Source organism: Pseudomonas sp. SG20052 (genome assembly GCF_031766055.1).
GTDB classification, from domain to species: domain Bacteria; phylum Pseudomonadota; class Gammaproteobacteria; order Pseudomonadales; family Pseudomonadaceae; genus Aquipseudomonas; species Aquipseudomonas mandelii.
This window is the reverse complement of record NZ_CP134498.1, coordinates 2,797,717-2,813,217: the sequence shown is the minus strand read 5'-3', so window position 1 is coordinate 2,813,217 and position 15,501 is coordinate 2,797,717. Positions and strand designations below refer to the sequence as shown.

Sequence of the window (15,501 nt, the reverse complement as noted above, 5' to 3'; positions counted from 1 at the left end):
CGGGCAAGCCTCGCTCCTACAGGGTTTGTGTCGGACACAACGGGGGTGATCAACACAAAACCTGTAGGAGCGAGGCTTGCCCGCGAAGCACTCAATGTTCAGCCGCCAAAAGCGTCTTTCAGAAACCCCGGCGCAATGTAGCGCTGATAATGCGCCTCAGAGAGCAAAAAGAATTCCCGATCAATGGCGTCACGCAATTCCGGCAGGTTCCAGTCGCGAAACTCCGGCATCAGCACCATCCCGTAGGCTTCCAGGTTATTGATGACCCGCGCACCACGGGCGATCAGCTGATAAGCCCAGCAATACTCGGATTGATGCGGCACAAAGCGGATCTTGCGCTGCTCCAGTTGCAAGCGCAGGCGCTGCGGGTCGAAAATTTCCAGCTTGCTGGCCATCACCTGGGACAACAACTGCTCAAGACGCAGCCATACCGCGCGCTTTTCCTCCTCGTTGTAACCATTCCAGTTGATCACTTCATGGTGGAAACGCTTGCAGCCACGGCACACCAGATCACCGTAAACAGTGGAACAGAGGCCGACGCAGGGGGTCTTGATGGTCTGATTGGGCATAGGTCAGGAGGACACGGGAAAGCAGAACAGGCCGGCATGTTAGCCCTTTGTCTAACATTGATCACCCCTCAATCTTGAGGGGCCAACTTACCTTTAATTTTTTTTTGCCGTAGAATCAGCCAGCCTTTTAAGGCGCCAATGTCCGTTAGAAGCTGTTTTCAAAGCGTCACGAGCACAGTCGTTCCTTCAGAGCGGAGTTGGCGAAGGGTTTTTCCAGCGGGGAAAAGCTCTACGCCAACCCTCATCAGCTCCCCGTTCTGCAGGCGTAAAACTTTGAAAGCAGCTTCTGTAAGGAATTGTCGGTAATTCTGGCTAAGTGGCCCACAACGCCACGCAGCGCATGAGTACGGCAATTTCGGGATGAGCGTCCCGGACACCCATTTGGGACCACTGATGAGGGTAATAACTGTGCTTGAAGCCTACCGCAAACATATCGAAGAGCGTGCAGCACTGGGTATCGTTCCCCAGCCGCTAAACGCCGAACAAACTGCAGGCCTGGTCGAGCTGCTGAAGAATCCCCCGGCTGGCGAAGAAGCTTTCCTCGTTGACCTGATCACCAATCGCATTCCGCCAGGCGTGGACGAAGCAGCCTATGTAAAGGCCGGTTTCCTGTCTGCCCTCGCCAAAGGCGAAGCAACCTCCCCTCTGATCGACAAGAAACGCGCTGTTGAACTGCTCGGCACCATGCAGGGCGGCTACAACATCGTGACCCTGGTCAATCTGCTGGACGACGCCGAACTGGCGCCAGTCGCTGCCAAAGAACTCAAGCACACCCTGCTGATGTTCGACGCGTTCCACGACGTCGCTGAAAAAGCCAAGAACGGCAACGTACACGCTAAAGGCGTGCTGCAATCCTGGGCTGACGGCGAGTGGTTCAAGAACCGCCCTGTACTGGCCGACAAGATCAGCCTGCGCGTGTTCAAGGTCACCGGCGAAACCAACACCGACGACCTGTCCCCTGCTCCGGACGCCTGGTCCCGCCCGGACATCCCGCTGCACGCCCTCGCCATGCTGAAAATGGCCCGTGAAGGCATCGTGCCTGACGCCCAGGGCGTCACCGGTCCGATGAAGCAGATCGAAGAAATGCGCGGTCAAGGCTTCCCGATCGCCTACGTCGGTGACGTGGTCGGTACCGGTTCTTCGCGTAAGTCCGCCACCAACTCGGTGCTGTGGTTCTTCGGTGACGACGTGCCTTTCGTGCCGAACAAGCGTGCCGGCGGTTTCTGCTTCGGCAGCAAAATCGCTCCGATCTTCTACAACACCATGGAAGATGCCGGCGCACTGCCAATCGAATTCGACGTGACCAACATGCACATGGGCGACGTGATCGACCTGTATCCGCATGCTGGCAAAGTCTGCAAACACGGCACTGACGAAGTCCTGACCACCTTCGAAATGAAGACCCCGGTACTGTTGGACGAAGTTCGTGCTGGCGGCCGTATTCCGCTGATCATCGGTCGCGGCCTGACCGACAAGGCACGTGCCGAACTGGGCCTGGGCCCTACCGACCTGTTCAAACTGCCTGAAGCGCCTGTCGATACCGGCAAAGGCTTCACCCTGGCACAGAAAATGGTCGGCAAGGCGTGCGGTCTGCCAGAAGGCAAAGGCGTTCGTCCTGGCACCTACTGCGAACCGAAGATGACCACCGTCGGTTCTCAGGACACCACCGGTCCTATGACCCGTGACGAACTGAAAGACCTGGCGTGCCTGGGCTTCTCGACCGATCTGGTGATGCAGTCCTTCTGCCACACCGCGGCCTATCCAAAGCCGATCGACGTGACCACCCACCACACCCTGCCAGACTTCATCATGACCCGCGGCGGCGTTTCCCTGCGTCCGGGCGACGGCATCATCCACAGCTGGCTGAACCGCATGCTGCTGCCGGACACCGTCGGTACCGGTGGTGACTCGCACACCCGTTTCCCGATGGGCATTTCGTTCCCGGCCGGTTCTGGCCTGGTAGCGTTCGCCGCCGCCACTGGCGTCATGCCGCTGGACATGCCGGAATCGATCCTGGTGCGCTTCAAAGGCAAAATGCAACCGGGCGTCACCCTGCGTGACCTGGTTCACGCCATTCCTTACTTCGCGATTCAGGCTGGCCTGTTGACCGTTGAGAAGAAAGGCAAGAAGAACGCATTCTCCGGTCGCATCCTGGAAATCGAAGGCCTGGACAACCTGAGCATCGAACAAGCTTTCGAGCTGTCCGACGCCTCGGCTGAACGTTCGGCTGCCGGTTGCACCATCAAGCTGTCGAAAGAATCCATCACCGAGTACCTGAACTCCAACATCACCCTGCTGCGCTGGATGATCGGTGAAGGCTACGGCGATGCGCGTACCCTGGAACGTCGTGCTCAAGCGATGGAAGCCTGGGTTGCCAACCCTGAGCTGATGGTTGCCGATGCTGACGCCGAATACGCTGAAATCATCGAAATCGACCTGGCCGACATCAAAGAGCCTGTGCTCTGCGCGCCAAACGATCCGGACGACGCCCGTCTGCTGTCCAGCGTTGCTGGCGAGAAGATCGACGAAGTGTTCATCGGTTCGTGCATGACCAACATCGGTCACTTCCGCGCTGCCGGTAAACTGCTGGATCAGGTCAAAGGTCAGCTTCCAACCCGTCTGTGGCTGTCGCCGCCGACCAAAATGGACGCTCACCAGCTGACCGAAGAAGGCTACTACGGCATCTACGGCAAGGCCGGCGCTCGCATGGAAATGCCAGGCTGCTCGCTGTGCATGGGTAACCAGGCACGTGTAGAGCCGAACTCCACCGTGGTGTCGACATCGACCCGTAACTTCCCGAACCGTCTGGGTGACGGCGCGAACGTCTACCTGGCCTCGGCCGAGCTGGCGTCCGTTGCTTCCATCCTGGGTCGCCTGCCGACCGTCGAGGAGTACATGGAATACGCTGGCAAGATCGACAGCATGGCGGCCGACGTTTACCGCTACCTGTCCTTCGACCAGATCGCCGAGTTCCGTGAAGCTGCTGCGAACGCCAACATCCCGGTCGTTCAAGCCTAACGCTGCAACGCAATAAAAAACGCCGCCCATCGTGAGATGAGCGGCGTTTTTTTATGCCCGCAAACCCGCTACCACAGGGGTTATGTGGATGGCTTGAGGGCTTGTTGCACCGCGCCGTCGACGCTCAGGCCACTCAGAATCACCTGCTCCATTTCCTGCGTCGGTAACCGTGCGAGCACCGCTTTGGCTTCGTGCTTGAGCCGCGCCAGGATCAACAGCATGTCCAGCGCCCGCACCTGCATAAAGAACGCTTCCAGCGCTTCGATACTGGTGCCGTCCAGATCGGGGGATTCTTCCAGGCTGAGAATGATCGTATGCACCGGCGGCTCCGCGTGCCGGGCCAGGTGCAGCGCGCCACTCAGAATGCGCTCCACGTTCGCGAAAAACAGCGCCTCGCTGGGCCTCACGATCAGCACGCCAGGGATCGCCCGGGCATCGGGATGGCGCTGCAGGTCGACATAATCATGGCCGTTACCCATTTGCCCCAGCACTTGAATATCCGCCGAAGACATCTGCTTGAGCATCAGCACCACGCTGATCACCACCGCCACCAGCAAGCCGTCCAGCACGCCAAGCACCAACACGGCGGCCACCGCGCAGATCACCAGCAAGCGGTCGCGACGCCAGATGAAATACCGACCCAATGGCTGCAGGCTCAAGCCGCGCGCCAGTGCATGAATGACGATGGCCGCCAGCACCGGTTCGGGCGTCAAGGCAATCCAGGGCAACACGGTCAAGACAATCAGCAACACCACCCCCGCCGCAACCACACCGGCCAGGCGTGAACCGGCACCGGCCGCCTCATTGGCCGACGTCGCGGAGTAACCGGCGCCGCTCGGCATGCCGTGGAACAGGCCTGACAGCAGATTGGCCGCCCCGAGGGCCAGCAGATCGCGGTTCGAGGAAACCCGGTCACCATGCTTGAGTGCAAACGAGGTAATCGATCCATAGGATTCGGCATACAGAATCATCACCATGGCAAACGCCAATTCCCCCAGGTGCAGCCAGTCGGCAAACGGCAGCACCGGCAGCCGGGGCACTTCAAGGCTCAGGTCGATCACACCGATCAGTTTCACTCCGTAGGCCGGCAGGTTCAGCCATTGGCCGGCGGCAATGCCGAGCGCCACCACCAGCAAGCCTCCCGGTAATCGCCGAAAACGTGCACACACCCACAACACCAGCAGCGCCACCGCGGCGACCAGCAAGCCAACCCGATTCCACTGCGCCCACTGCTCCAGCAGTTGCGGCAGGAAACGGATCAGGTTGCCGTTGCTCAAGTGCACGTCAACGATGCTCGCCAGTTGCTTGAGGATGATGGTCACGGCCAGGCCCAATGCAAAGCCGCGCAGTACCGGTTTGGCGATAAATGACGTCACGCGGCCAAGCTTGAACAGTCCGGCCAACAGGAAGAAACCACCCGTCACCAGCACCAGGCCGATCGCCAGCGTCATGCGCAGCCCTGAATCACCGTTGGCCAGCGTGGCGGTGGCGGCGGCCAGTACCGCTGCCGAAGATGAAGTCGCGGAAACAATGGCAAAACGGCTGGTGCCGAACAGTCCGTAGCACAGCAACCCGGCAAACAGCGCAATCACCCCGGCCTGGGGCGGTAACGCCGCAATGCTGGAATAGGCAACGGCCTCGGGCAACAACAAACCGGCAATCGACACACCGGCCATAACGTCGAGCCAGCGGTTGGGCGTATCGGCACGGGGTTGCACCGATGCGCCGGGGGCACCTGCCATAAAGCGTCTCCAGAGAAAGGGTCAATCTGCGGCAAACGGTCTACGACGCGCTGATGCAGCCGCAAGCTTAGCCGCTAATCCTGGGGGACGGGTGCGCTGGATCAGGGGTGTGCGTTCTTCTACGCAATAAAAAACGCCGCCCATCGAAAGATGAGCAGCGTTTTTATATGCCTGATCGCTCCCTGATCGTTCCCCCGCCCCGCGTGGGAATGATCAAAGCAGTGCTCAGGCCGTCAGCGAATAGATCAACGCCGAAATCGCCACCAGCCCCACCGCCGTCACGAAGACGTTGGACGCCTGACCTCGGAAGCGCGCCATCGCCGGCACTTTGCGGATCGCGTACATCGGCATCAGGAACAGGATCGCGGCGATGATCGGGCCACCGAGGGTTTCGATCATGCCGAGAATGCTCGGGTTCAGGGTCGCGACAATCCAGCACACCACCAGCATGAACGCGGCGGTCATGCGGTCCAGGGTCTTCGGCGCCGGGCGTTTGCCGCTTTTTACGATCAAGCCTTTGAGGCCTTCGCTGGCGCCGATGTAGTGGCCCAGGAATGACTTGGATATGGCCACGAACGCAATCAACGGCGCCGCAAAGGCAATGGTCGGGTTGCTGAAGTGGTTGGCCAGGTACGACAGGATCGACAGATTCTGCGCCTTGGCTTCCGCCAGTTGCCCCGGCGACAGGGTCAGCACGCAGCTGAAGACGAAGAACAGCACCATCGCCACCATCAAGAGGTGGGCGCGGGAGAGGATCTGCGAGCTGCGTTCTTCAGCGTGTTCGCCGTAACGACGCTTCTGGTCCACCGCGAACGCCGAAATGATCGGCGAGTGGTTGAACGAGAACACCATCACCGGAATGGCCAGCCACAGCGTGTGCAGCAGCGCCGACGGTTCAGGCAGGGTCGACGCCGTGGCCAGGATGCCACCGTTCCAGTGCGGAATCAGGAACACCGCGAGAAACAGCAGCGCCACGATGAACGGGTACACCATCAGGCTCATGGCCTTGACGATCGCCTGCTCGCCACAACGCACCACCGCCAGCAGGCCGAGGATCAGCACCAGCGACAGCACGGCGCGCGGGGGCGGCATGATGTGCAGTTGATGTTCAAGGAAACTGCCCACGGTGTTAGTCAGGGCCACGCTGTAGATCAGCAGGATCGGGAAGATCGCGAAGAAGTACAGCAAGGTGATCAACGCACCGGCCTTGATGCCGAAGTGTTCTTCCACCACTTCGGTGATGTCCGCGCCTTCGCGGCCGGACAACACGAAGCGGGTCAGGCCACGGTGCGCATAAAAGGTCATCGGGAAGGCCAGTACCGCCAGGATCAGCAACGGCCAGAAACCTCCCAGGCCTGCGTTGATCGGCAAAAACAGGGTACCGGCTCCGATGGCCGTGCCAAACAGGCCGAGCATCCAGGTGGTGTCATGGCGATTCCAGCTAGTGAGAGTCGCTGGTGTCGCCGCTACATAGCGTTCGTCGACGCTATTGGCCTGATCATTCATCCGGTGGGATCTCCGCATTCCGGTCATTTGCTACCCGGTCAGGACGAGTCGGAAAAATCCGACGGGCAGCGCCCTGGCCGAAACAGGGGCGCGATTGTCCGGGATTAATGAACAGAAGCAAAGACTTAGCTGAGGAGTGGTTGTGCGGATCAGATCCAGACCCAGTGGGTGCGTGCCTTTGTGGCGCTCTCCTACACTTGCTCCCGTGGCGCTCTTGCATCAAATTAAATAGATGTCCTGATAAATCTATTCGGTGAAGGATTAGCGTCATGTTTTTTCAAATCACCTGCTGACCGGCAGCCCTCTTTTACGGAGACCTCTCATGCCACTCGTTCGCGTCGATATCAAAAAGAACCCGGACCCGACCTTCGCCAAGCGCATCGGCAAGCTGATCTACGCTGCCATGCATGCCACCATTGGCGTCCCCGAGAACGATAACTTCCAGATCCTCGCCGAACACGACGAGAACCACTTCATCTTTGACCCCGTTTACATGGGCATCAATCGCACGGACAACCTGGTGATCATCCAGATCACCTTGCGGGAAGGCCGCACCCTCGAGCAGAAAAAACTGCTCTACAAGACCATCGCCGAAAGCCTCAACGCTGAACTGGGTGTTCGCCTGGAAGATGTCTTCATCAATCTGGTGGAAGGCAAACCCGAGAACTGGTCTTTCGGCAATGGCATCGCTCAATACGCCAACTGATTGCCGCCACGCCTGGCGTTTTACAAGGTCTCGGAGGACATCTCTCAATCGGGATAGAAACATCCTTCGACCGGGCCGACTGTTGCCGCGAAAGTCATTCACTGACACGCGCTCGACAGTTCCTTATGATGCCAGTCATCTAAACACCTTCCCTACCTGTGAGCCGCCATGCCTCGAGTCTCTCGCAAACAAGCCGAACTCAACCGCGAGATCATCGTCGAAGCCGCCACGCGACTGTTTCGCGAGCGCGGCCTGCACGGGATCAGCGTCGTCGATGTAATGGGCGCGGCCGGCTTGACCCATGGCGGGTTCTACGGTCATTTCGACTCTAAGGAAGCGCTGGCGAAAGAGGCCTGCACCCGGGCGTTCACCCAGTCGATGGAACGCTGGAAGCAGAAAATCGACGCCAACGATAACCGCGTTTCGGCCCGCACGAGCATCATCGCGCCCTACCTGTCGGCGGCCAACCGCGATAACCCGGGCGAAAGCTGCCCGGTCACGGCGTTTGCCGGCGACATGTGCCATGAAACCGCCGAAAGCGGTTTGCACCAGACCTACACCCAGGGGCTGGAAGCCTTGTTGCAGATGCTCACCCCTTTGATGGGTTCGGATCAGCCCCAAGCCAATCGCCAGCAAGCCTTGGTGGATTATTCCTTGATGGTCGGCGCGCTGACCCTGGCTCGCGCCACGCGGGGGGATGAACTGTCTGATGAGATTCTCGACGCCGCCCGCCATTTTCTGACCTCCCAAGGTGAATCAGTCTGATCAACGGCGTGTGCAATCCCCGGTCGTTGCTAAACTCCTCTGGAATCAGCAATCTGAAGCAACATTCGAGATCCGACATTCAATCCCCACAGGAGCTCAGCATGCCTGCAACCGTTCTGGTACTGGTTGAAACCATCAACGATTACTTGCCGATTCTCGAACATCAGGGCTTTCACCTGATTCTGGCCCCGACGCCGGCCGAGCGCGCCGCCGCCATCTCACGGCATGGCCCGCAGATTGATGCGGTACTGACTCGCGGTCCATTGGGCTTGTACGCCGATGAAATTGCCGCCCTGCCCAACCTCAAAATCATCTGCGTGATCGGTGCCGGTTACGAACACGTCGACCTGCAAGCCGCCGCCAACCGGGACATCACCGTCACCAATGGCGCCGGCGTCAACGCCTCTTCAGTGGCCGACCATGCCATGGCGATGTTGCTGGCGCTGGTTCGCGACATTCCCCGTTGCGACGCAGCGGTACGCCGCGGCGAGTGGCCGAAGATCATGCGCCCCTCCCTGGCCGGCAAGCGCCTGGGGATCCTCGGCCTCGGCGCGGTCGGCATGGCCATCGCCAAACGCGCCGCCGCCGGCTTCGACATGACCGTGAGTTACCACAACCGCCAGCATCGCAGCGACGTACCCTATACCTTCTGCTCGACACCGACCGAACTGGCTCGTGCCTCGGACTTTTTGATCGTTGCCACCCCTGGCGGCCTGGGCACCAAACACCTGATCAATAAACACGTCCTGGATGCCTTGGGCCCCAAAGGGTTCGTCGTGAACATCGCCCGAGCCTCGGTGATCGCCACGGCAGACCTGGTCACTGCGCTTGAGCAACGACGCATTGCCGGTGCCGCCCTGGATGTGTTTGATGCCGAGCCTCACGTGCCGGAGGCACTCAAGGCGCTGACCAACGTGATCCTGACGCCGCATGTCGCTGGGTTGTCTCCGGAGGCTACGCAAGGCACCGTGGAGTTGGTGGGTCGTAACCTGGTGGCATTCTTCTCCGGCAGTCCCGTGTTGACGCCCATTACCCTGCCGGCCTCACTGAGCAAGGTTGCGCCTTGAGGGTCATTCAAACAGGTGTATCAAAAGCAATGATTGCCCGGCAACACGCTCACCTATAAGGGCCGTTCGTGGTTGTGGGTGCCGGGTGCGCGCATTAGATTAGCCAATAATCGCAGGCCTCCAGAATAAGCAGAAGGGATAAGCATGGCGCTTACTGACCAGTCCACCCGTATCCGCACCGGCGAAGAACTCGATGCCAGCCTGATCGATCCGTACCTCAAGGCCCACATTCCGGGCTTGAGTGGCTTGCCTCAGATCAGCCAGTTTCCAGGCGGTGCGTCGAACCTGACCTACCTGCTGGAATACCCGGAGCAAGAGTTCGTCCTGCGTCGGCCGCCGTTTGGCCACAAAGCCAAGTCCGCACACGACATGGGCCGCGAATTTCGCATTCTCAATCAACTGCGCGACGGTTTTCCGTATTGCCCCAAGGCCTATGTGCACTGCACCGACGAATCGGTGATCGGCGCCGAGTTCTACGTGATGGAACGGGTCAACGGGATCATCCTGCGCTCGGAACTGCCACCGGAACTGGGCCTGGACTCGGCGAAAACCGAAGCCTTGTGCAAAAGCTTCATCGACAAGTTCGTTGAACTGCATCGTGTCGACTACAAGGCCTTTGGCCTGGGCGACCTGGGCAAGCCCGAAGGTTATGTGGCACGGCAGATCAAGGGCTGGAGCGATCGCTACGAAAAAGCCCTGACGCCGGACGCGCCGAAGTGGGAGGCGGTCAAGGCCTGGCTCAACGACAAGATGCCGGCCGACCACCCGACCTCCAGCATCGTCCACAACGACTACCGCTTCGACAACGTGATCCTCGACCCGAACAACCCGATGCAAATCATCGGCGTGCTCGACTGGGAACTCACCACCCTCGGCGACCCGCTGATGGACCTCGGCAACACCCTCGCCTACTGGATCGAAGCCACAGACCCGGCGCCGGTGCAACTGATGCGTCGCCAGCCGAGCCACGCCCCGGGCATGCTGACCCGTCGCGAGTTCGTCGATTACTACGCCCAGCGCTCTGGCATCCAGATCGACAATTTCGACTTCTATTACACCTACGGCCTGTTCCGCCTGGCCGGCATCGTGCAGCAGATCTACTACCGCTTCTTCCACGGTCAGACCCAGGACAAACGCTTCGCGCAGTTCATTCACATGAACAAACTGCTGGAGCAGATGAGCCTGCAAGTCATCCAGAAATCTACGCTCTGATCGCGGCTTTAACTACATTCCGGGCCCTAATAACAAGGAAACCTCATGTCCAAGACTCACTTGTTCGACCTCGACGGCAAAATCGCCTTCGTCTCCGGCGCCAGCCGCGGTATCGGTGAGGCCATCGCCAAACTGTTGGCCCAGCAAGGCGCCCACGTCATCGTCTCGAGCCGCAAGCTCGATGGCTGCCAGCACGTGGCCGACGCCATCATCGCCGCCGGCGGCAAAGCCACCGCCGTCGCGTGCCACATCGGTGAAATGGAACAGATCAGCCAGGTCTTCGCCGGCATCAAGGAACAGTTCGGGCGCCTGGACATCCTGGTCAACAACGCCGCGACCAACCCACAGTTCTGCAACGTACTGGACACCGACCTAGGCGCTTTCCAGAAGACCGTCGACGTCAACATCCGTGGCTACTTCTTCATGTCGGTCGAAGCCGGCAAACTGATGCGCGAAAACGGCGGCGGCAGCATCATCAACGTCGCGTCGATCAATGGCATCTCGCCGGGCATCTTCCAGGGCATCTACTCGGTGACCAAGGCCGCCGTGATCAACATGACCAAGGTGTTCGCCAAGGAATGCGCGCAGTTCGGCATCCGCTGCAACGCCCTGCTGCCGGGCCTGACCGACACCAAGTTCGCGTCGGCATTGGTGAAGAACGACGCGATCCTGAAGACCGCGTTGCAGCAGATCCCGCTCAAGCGCGTAGCGGATCCGAGCGAGATGGCCGGCGCGGTGCTGTACCTCGCCAGCGATGCGTCGAGCTACACGACCGGGGTTTCGTTGAATGTGGATGGCGGGTTCTTGTCCTGATTCACTGCCCAGGATGAACAAAAGGCAGCCTCAGGGCTGCCTTTTGCCGAGCGGACTCCGGCTTACTTTTTACGCAATCGCACCCTCGTCACTCGTCGTTCTTCGACCTCCACAACGGTCATGCTCCACTCCTGCCAATCGAGCTTGTCGCCAATGACCGGCAGACGATCCAGCAAGCTCATGACCAACCCTGCGAGCGTCTGATAGTCATCAGTCGCTTTAGCCTGGAAGCCAATGTGTTCGCGAATCTGGCTGAGATTCAGCGCACCACTGACGAGGAAGCCTCCCTCCTCGACAACGATGTTCGGGCCTTCAATTTCACTGGCATCCGGCAACTCACCCGCGATGGATTCGAGAATGTCGGTCATGGTCAGAATACCCATGAAGTCACCGAACTCGTTCACCACGAACGCGATGTGAGTCGACTCTTTGCGCATCTGTTCCAGTGCGTTGAGAATCGAGAAGTTGTCCAGCAAGTTGATGGCCTGGCGGGCAATGGTTTCCAGGTTGGGCTGGTGCCCGGCCAACAGCTCTTTGAGCAGCTCCTTCTTGTGGACGAACCCCAAAGGTTCATCAACGCGCCCACTGCGGATCAACGGCAATCGGGAGTACGGCGAGTGCATCAGCTGGGTGCGGATTTTTTCCGCAGAATCGGCCAGGTCAATGTGGTCGATTTCCGCACGCGGAGTCATGACGCCGCGTATCGGGCGTTCCGCCAACTGCAGCACGCCACTGATCATGACGCGCTCCCGTCGATGGAAAACCTGCTCGGCCTCTGCACCTGACAGCATGTCAGCGATTTCCTCGCCAACTTCATCGGCCCCCAGCTTGTGGCCACCCAGCAAACGCAAAACGGCATGCGCAGTACGCTCACGCATAGGGCGATGACCTTGCACACTCTTCTTGCGGCGTGAGCGAGCCACCTGATTGAACAACTCGATCAGGATCGAGAAGCCGATCGCTGCGTAGAGATAGCCTTTCGGAATGTGGAAGCCAAGGCCCTCAGCGGTGAGGCTGAAGCCGATCATCATCAAGAAACCCAGGCAGAGCATGATGACGGTGGGGTGCCCGTTGACGAAATTGGTCAATGGCTTGCTTGCGATGATCATCAAGCCAATGGAGAAAATCACAGCGATCATCATGACCGACAAGTGCTCCACCATGCCCACGGCAGTGATCACAGCGTCCAGCGAGAAGACGGCATCCAGTACCACAATTTGCGCAACGATAGGCCAGAACATCGCATAGGCCGCATTGCCTGAGCGTTGTGTCACATGCCCTTCAAGTCGCTCATGCAATTCCATGGTTGCCTTGAACAACAAGAACACACCACCGAACAGCATGATCAAATCCCGGCCCGAGAACGTCTTGTCGAAGACCTCGAACAAAGGTTCGGTCAGGGTGACCATCCAGGAGATGCTCGCGAGCAAGCCAAGACGCATCAGCAATGCAAGGGACAGCCCGATGACACGCGCGCGATCTCGCTGCTCTGGCGGTAGCTTGTCAGCCAGGATGGCAATGAACACAAGGTTGTCGATGCCGAGCACCAGCTCCAGCACGATCAGGGTCAGCAGGCCAAGCCAGGCCGTGGGATCAGCAATCCATTCCATAGGAATTATTCAGTCTCTCGTAGAGTGGGGGCGAATGAGTGAATGGCAGAAACACACGAACGCCTGCTCGACGGAGCGGATGCGATGTTCAGGGCACAAGGCGCAAGAAAGAAAGGTTTCACCGAGCGCAGGCAAGGAGGAGAGCCCTTCGAGATGGCACGGTCAGTCCTGGAGAAGGACATCACTGAGCAACCTGCAGCCGGGATTTCGAGGTTACGCGATATTAGAAAGCGAGACCTGCGCCGAATAGCGAAGGCCGAATGGATACAGGGTGTGGATTGAAAAAAGCGACTGGGAGGCTCCAGGAGGGTGTTCATATAGACCTGAAAGAAATGGGGGATGAAATCCTACAATGTTTCGGAGCACCTCATACGAGACGAGTTATTTCAAAATCTGACAGAGCGGTAAAAGAGATCAGCAAGAGCGGCCCACCAAATATTCCACCAATGACTCGCCCCCTCACCTTCCAGCACCGCCTACTGAGCGCATAGCGTTGTAGCCATTTCGCTGATCCCATACAAATAACGAATTATTATTCCACCAATTGCATTTTAGGAATTTATATTCCATAAATAGCGTCCCAACAACAAAAATCCCAAAAGGCCCCCAGCTATGCGCGAACTCGGTATCGGACTCATCGGCACAGGTTTCATGGGTCGCGCTCACGCCCTGGCCTTTCGCAACGTCAGCGCGGTGTTCGAGCTCCCGCTGAAGCTCAGGCTGGCGGCCCTCGCCGACGTCGATCCACATCGTGCACGGCACTGTGCCGACGCCTGGAGTTTCGAAACCGCTCACACCGACTGGCAACAGCTGATCGATGATCCCAAGGTCAATCTGGTCGCCATCACTACGCCCAATCACCTCCACTACCCCATGGCCATGGCCGCCCTCGCGGCGGGTAAAGCGGTGTATTGCGAGAAGCCTCTGGCGGTGAATCTGCAGCAAGCTAACGCGATGCGTCAGGCCGCCAACGCTGCGGGCATCGTGACGCGGGTAGGTTACAACTATCAGCACAACCCGATGATCGGGCTGGCCAGGGAGCTGATCGACAGCGGCAAACTGGGGCAGCTCATCAGTTTTCAGGGCGAATTCAGCGAAGACTTCATGGCCGATCCTGCTTCGCCGTGGTCGTGGCGCTGCGATGCCGATCACGCGGGCGGCGCGCTGGCGGATCTGGGCAGTCATTTACTGGCGATGGCGCGCTATCTGATGGGCGATGTCGCATCAGTGTGCGCCGACGCTCAAACCGTGCACCGGCAGCGTCCTGCGACGTCAGGCAGCCAGGAGCAACGGCCCATTGCAGTCGACGATCAGGTCCACGCGCTGCTGCGGTTTGCCAACGGCGCACGCGGTACGTTCAGCAGCAGTTGGCTCAAGCATGGCTACAAGAACCACCTGAGCTTCGAGATCAGCGGCACTGAAGGCACGCTGGCGTTCGACCAGGAGCGCTTGAACGAGCTGCGCCTGTATCGCGCCGGCCAGGACGGTTTCCAGCGCTTGCTCGCCGGACCGAACCTGCCGGGCTACGCGGCGTTCAGCCCGGCTGCGGGTCATCAGCTGGGATACAACGAACTCAAGACGCTAGAGGTACATGACCTGGTGATGGCCCTGGCTGGCCTTTCCCAGGGCGGGACTGACTTTGAGCAAGCATGGGAAGTTGAACGTCTGGCGACGGCGATCCGGTTGGCGGCAAGCGAGTCACGCTGGGTCAGGATCGAGGATGTCTGAGGTTCAGGCCCCCAGGTGTCGGCACCCGTGAGGGTGCCGGATCATTGCGCATTCAACACATGAAGAAAGCAACGAAGCAGTCACTCAGACCTACTGAGTGACACAACGGGTCACTTTCGTTTGCCGGGTCACTTCCTCGGTCACTCTTGCATCGCCCATCACATCCGTTTGTTCAGTGGTTTCGCAGGTGCGCTGCGGAACAGGCGGTGGTGCGGCGGGCGGTGGAGGTGGCGGACTGGCGCAACCACTGAGCATCGCTACGCAAAAGGCGAGCGACAGGGGCGAAAAAGCACGTTTCCCAAGACTGTTCATAGGCTGTCCCGCGATAAGTCATCGACACTTTCCGCGACCCGACACCCCTACCGCGTAGCCGCGGATTGGTCACAGAAAATAATACCCTCGCATTTCTTATAGCCTAGCCCGCCGCCAATGCCAGTCAATAAGGCACTTAACTCGTTTTCAACACTGAAAAACGACAGCTACGAAACCGAGTCCTGCCTCTGATGCAAATTGTTGCTTTCGAGCTCGTAACGCAGCTCCTCAATCAACGAAGCGACCGCTTCCGGTGTTCTGAGGTGAGCGACACTCAGCCCACTGACCACCAGATCCACCTGCCCCGACGCCGGGTGATACAGCTTCACCGTCACCGAGTTGTCCCCCGACACGCTGCAATCACAAGCCAGCGGGGAAAAGTGCTGTTCCAGTTGCGCACGCAATTGCGCCAGATAAATCATTGCGATTCACCCATGGGCCGGCTGACCCCGT

General features: G+C 59.2%; 12 protein-coding genes. 7 read left to right on the top strand and 5 right to left on the bottom strand.

The features are described 5' to 3' along the window. Positions 1-98 precede the first annotated feature (98 nt). Entirely contained in the window at positions 99-569 is a 471-nt protein-coding gene (locus tag RHP74_RS12870) for a DUF1289 domain-containing protein (RefSeq protein WP_010459705.1), read from the bottom strand. Positions 570-977: 408 nt separating this feature from the next. On the opposite strand from RHP74_RS12870, the gene acnB reads away from it, so the two are divergent. Beyond that, positions 978-3,587, top strand: coding sequence for a bifunctional aconitate hydratase 2/2-methylisocitrate dehydratase (gene acnB, locus RHP74_RS12865; protein WP_010459703.1), 2,610 nt, complete (start codon positions 978-980; stop codon positions 3,585-3,587). Positions 3,588-3,667: 80 nt separating this feature from the next. Here the strand turns inward: acnB and RHP74_RS12860 are convergent, their stop codons facing one another. Further along, positions 3,668-5,329: a SulP family inorganic anion transporter gene (locus RHP74_RS12860; protein WP_010459701.1), complete on the bottom strand. Its 1,662-nt coding sequence runs from the start codon at positions 5,327-5,329 to the stop codon at positions 3,668-3,670. Positions 5,330-5,554: 225 nt separating this feature from the next. Next, positions 5,555-6,835: a serine/threonine transporter gene (locus RHP74_RS12855; RefSeq protein WP_010459699.1), complete on the bottom strand. Its 1,281-nt coding sequence runs from the start codon at positions 6,833-6,835 to the stop codon at positions 5,555-5,557. Between the two features lie 322 nt (positions 6,836-7,157). On the opposite strand from RHP74_RS12855, the gene RHP74_RS12850 reads away from it, so the two are divergent. The 5 genes from RHP74_RS12850 (at position 7,158) to RHP74_RS12830 (ending at position 11,398) form a co-directional block, all read left to right on the top strand. After that, on the top strand, positions 7,158-7,541 hold the full coding sequence (locus RHP74_RS12850) for a tautomerase family protein (RefSeq protein ID WP_311099764.1): 384 nt from the start codon (positions 7,158-7,160) through the stop codon (positions 7,539-7,541). A gap of 168 nt (positions 7,542-7,709) precedes the next feature. Further along, positions 7,710-8,306, top strand: a complete 597-nt coding sequence (locus RHP74_RS12845) for a TetR/AcrR family transcriptional regulator (RefSeq protein WP_077749703.1) — start codon at positions 7,710-7,712, stop codon at positions 8,304-8,306. Between the two features lie 101 nt (positions 8,307-8,407). Further along, a complete protein-coding gene (locus tag RHP74_RS12840; protein WP_311099762.1) occupies positions 8,408-9,373 on the top strand; it encodes a 2-hydroxyacid dehydrogenase in 966 nt (321 codons plus the stop codon). 144 nt (positions 9,374-9,517) lie between these two features. Further along, positions 9,518-10,585 carry a phosphotransferase family protein gene (locus RHP74_RS12835; RefSeq protein WP_010459691.1) on the top strand — a complete coding sequence of 356 codons (1,068 nt, stop codon included), beginning with the start codon at positions 9,518-9,520 and terminating at the stop codon, positions 10,583-10,585. Positions 10,586-10,630: 45 nt separating this feature from the next. Beyond that, the gene (locus RHP74_RS12830; protein WP_010459689.1) at positions 10,631-11,398 is read left to right on the top strand and encodes an SDR family oxidoreductase; all 768 of its coding nucleotides are present in this window, start codon (positions 10,631-10,633) and stop codon (positions 11,396-11,398) included. 62 nt (positions 11,399-11,460) lie between these two features. Here RHP74_RS12830 and RHP74_RS12825 read toward each other — a convergent pair whose 3' ends face one another. Continuing rightward, positions 11,461-13,008: a TerC family protein gene (locus RHP74_RS12825; RefSeq protein ID WP_077749704.1), complete on the bottom strand. Its 1,548-nt coding sequence runs from the start codon at positions 13,006-13,008 to the stop codon at positions 11,461-11,463. A 612-nt stretch (positions 13,009-13,620) separates the two neighbouring features. Here RHP74_RS12825 and RHP74_RS12820 point away from each other — a divergent pair. Further along, the gene (locus RHP74_RS12820) at positions 13,621-14,736 is read left to right on the top strand and encodes a Gfo/Idh/MocA family oxidoreductase (RefSeq protein WP_311099758.1); all 1,116 of its coding nucleotides are present in this window, start codon (positions 13,621-13,623) and stop codon (positions 14,734-14,736) included. A 479-nt stretch (positions 14,737-15,215) separates the two neighbouring features. On the opposite strand, the gene RHP74_RS12815 is transcribed toward RHP74_RS12820, so the two are convergent. After that, a complete protein-coding gene (locus RHP74_RS12815; RefSeq protein WP_010459680.1) occupies positions 15,216-15,470 on the bottom strand; it encodes a DUF1652 domain-containing protein in 255 nt (84 codons plus the stop codon). Between the last annotated feature and the right edge of the window lie 31 nt (positions 15,471-15,501).

Bases quoted from the DNA above. Each gene is read 5' to 3' on its own strand.
- RHP74_RS12840 (WP_311099762.1), top strand. From the start codon at position 8,408: ATGCCTGCAACCGTTCTGGTACTGGTTGAAACCATCAACGATTACTTG.
- RHP74_RS12830 (WP_010459689.1), top strand. From the start codon at position 10,631: ATGTCCAAGACTCACTTGTTCGACCTCGACGGCAAAATCGCCTTCGTC.
- RHP74_RS12815 (WP_010459680.1), bottom strand. From the start codon at position 15,470: ATGATTTATCTGGCGCAATTGCGTGCGCAACTGGAACAGCACTTTTCC.
- RHP74_RS12845 (WP_077749703.1), top strand. From the start codon at position 7,710: ATGCCTCGAGTCTCTCGCAAACAAGCCGAACTCAACCGCGAGATCATC.
- RHP74_RS12825 (WP_077749704.1), bottom strand. From the start codon at position 13,008: ATGGAATGGATTGCTGATCCCACGGCCTGGCTTGGCCTGCTGACCCTG.
- RHP74_RS12850 (WP_311099764.1), top strand. From the start codon at position 7,158: ATGCCACTCGTTCGCGTCGATATCAAAAAGAACCCGGACCCGACCTTC.
- RHP74_RS12860 (WP_010459701.1), bottom strand. From the start codon at position 5,329: ATGGCAGGTGCCCCCGGCGCATCGGTGCAACCCCGTGCCGATACGCCC.
- RHP74_RS12835 (WP_010459691.1), top strand. From the start codon at position 9,518: ATGGCGCTTACTGACCAGTCCACCCGTATCCGCACCGGCGAAGAACTC.
- RHP74_RS12870 (WP_010459705.1), bottom strand. From the start codon at position 569: ATGCCCAATCAGACCATCAAGACCCCCTGCGTCGGCCTCTGTTCCACT.
- RHP74_RS12820 (WP_311099758.1), top strand. From the start codon at position 13,621: ATGCGCGAACTCGGTATCGGACTCATCGGCACAGGTTTCATGGGTCGC.
- RHP74_RS12855 (WP_010459699.1), bottom strand. From the start codon at position 6,835: ATGAATGATCAGGCCAATAGCGTCGACGAACGCTATGTAGCGGCGACA.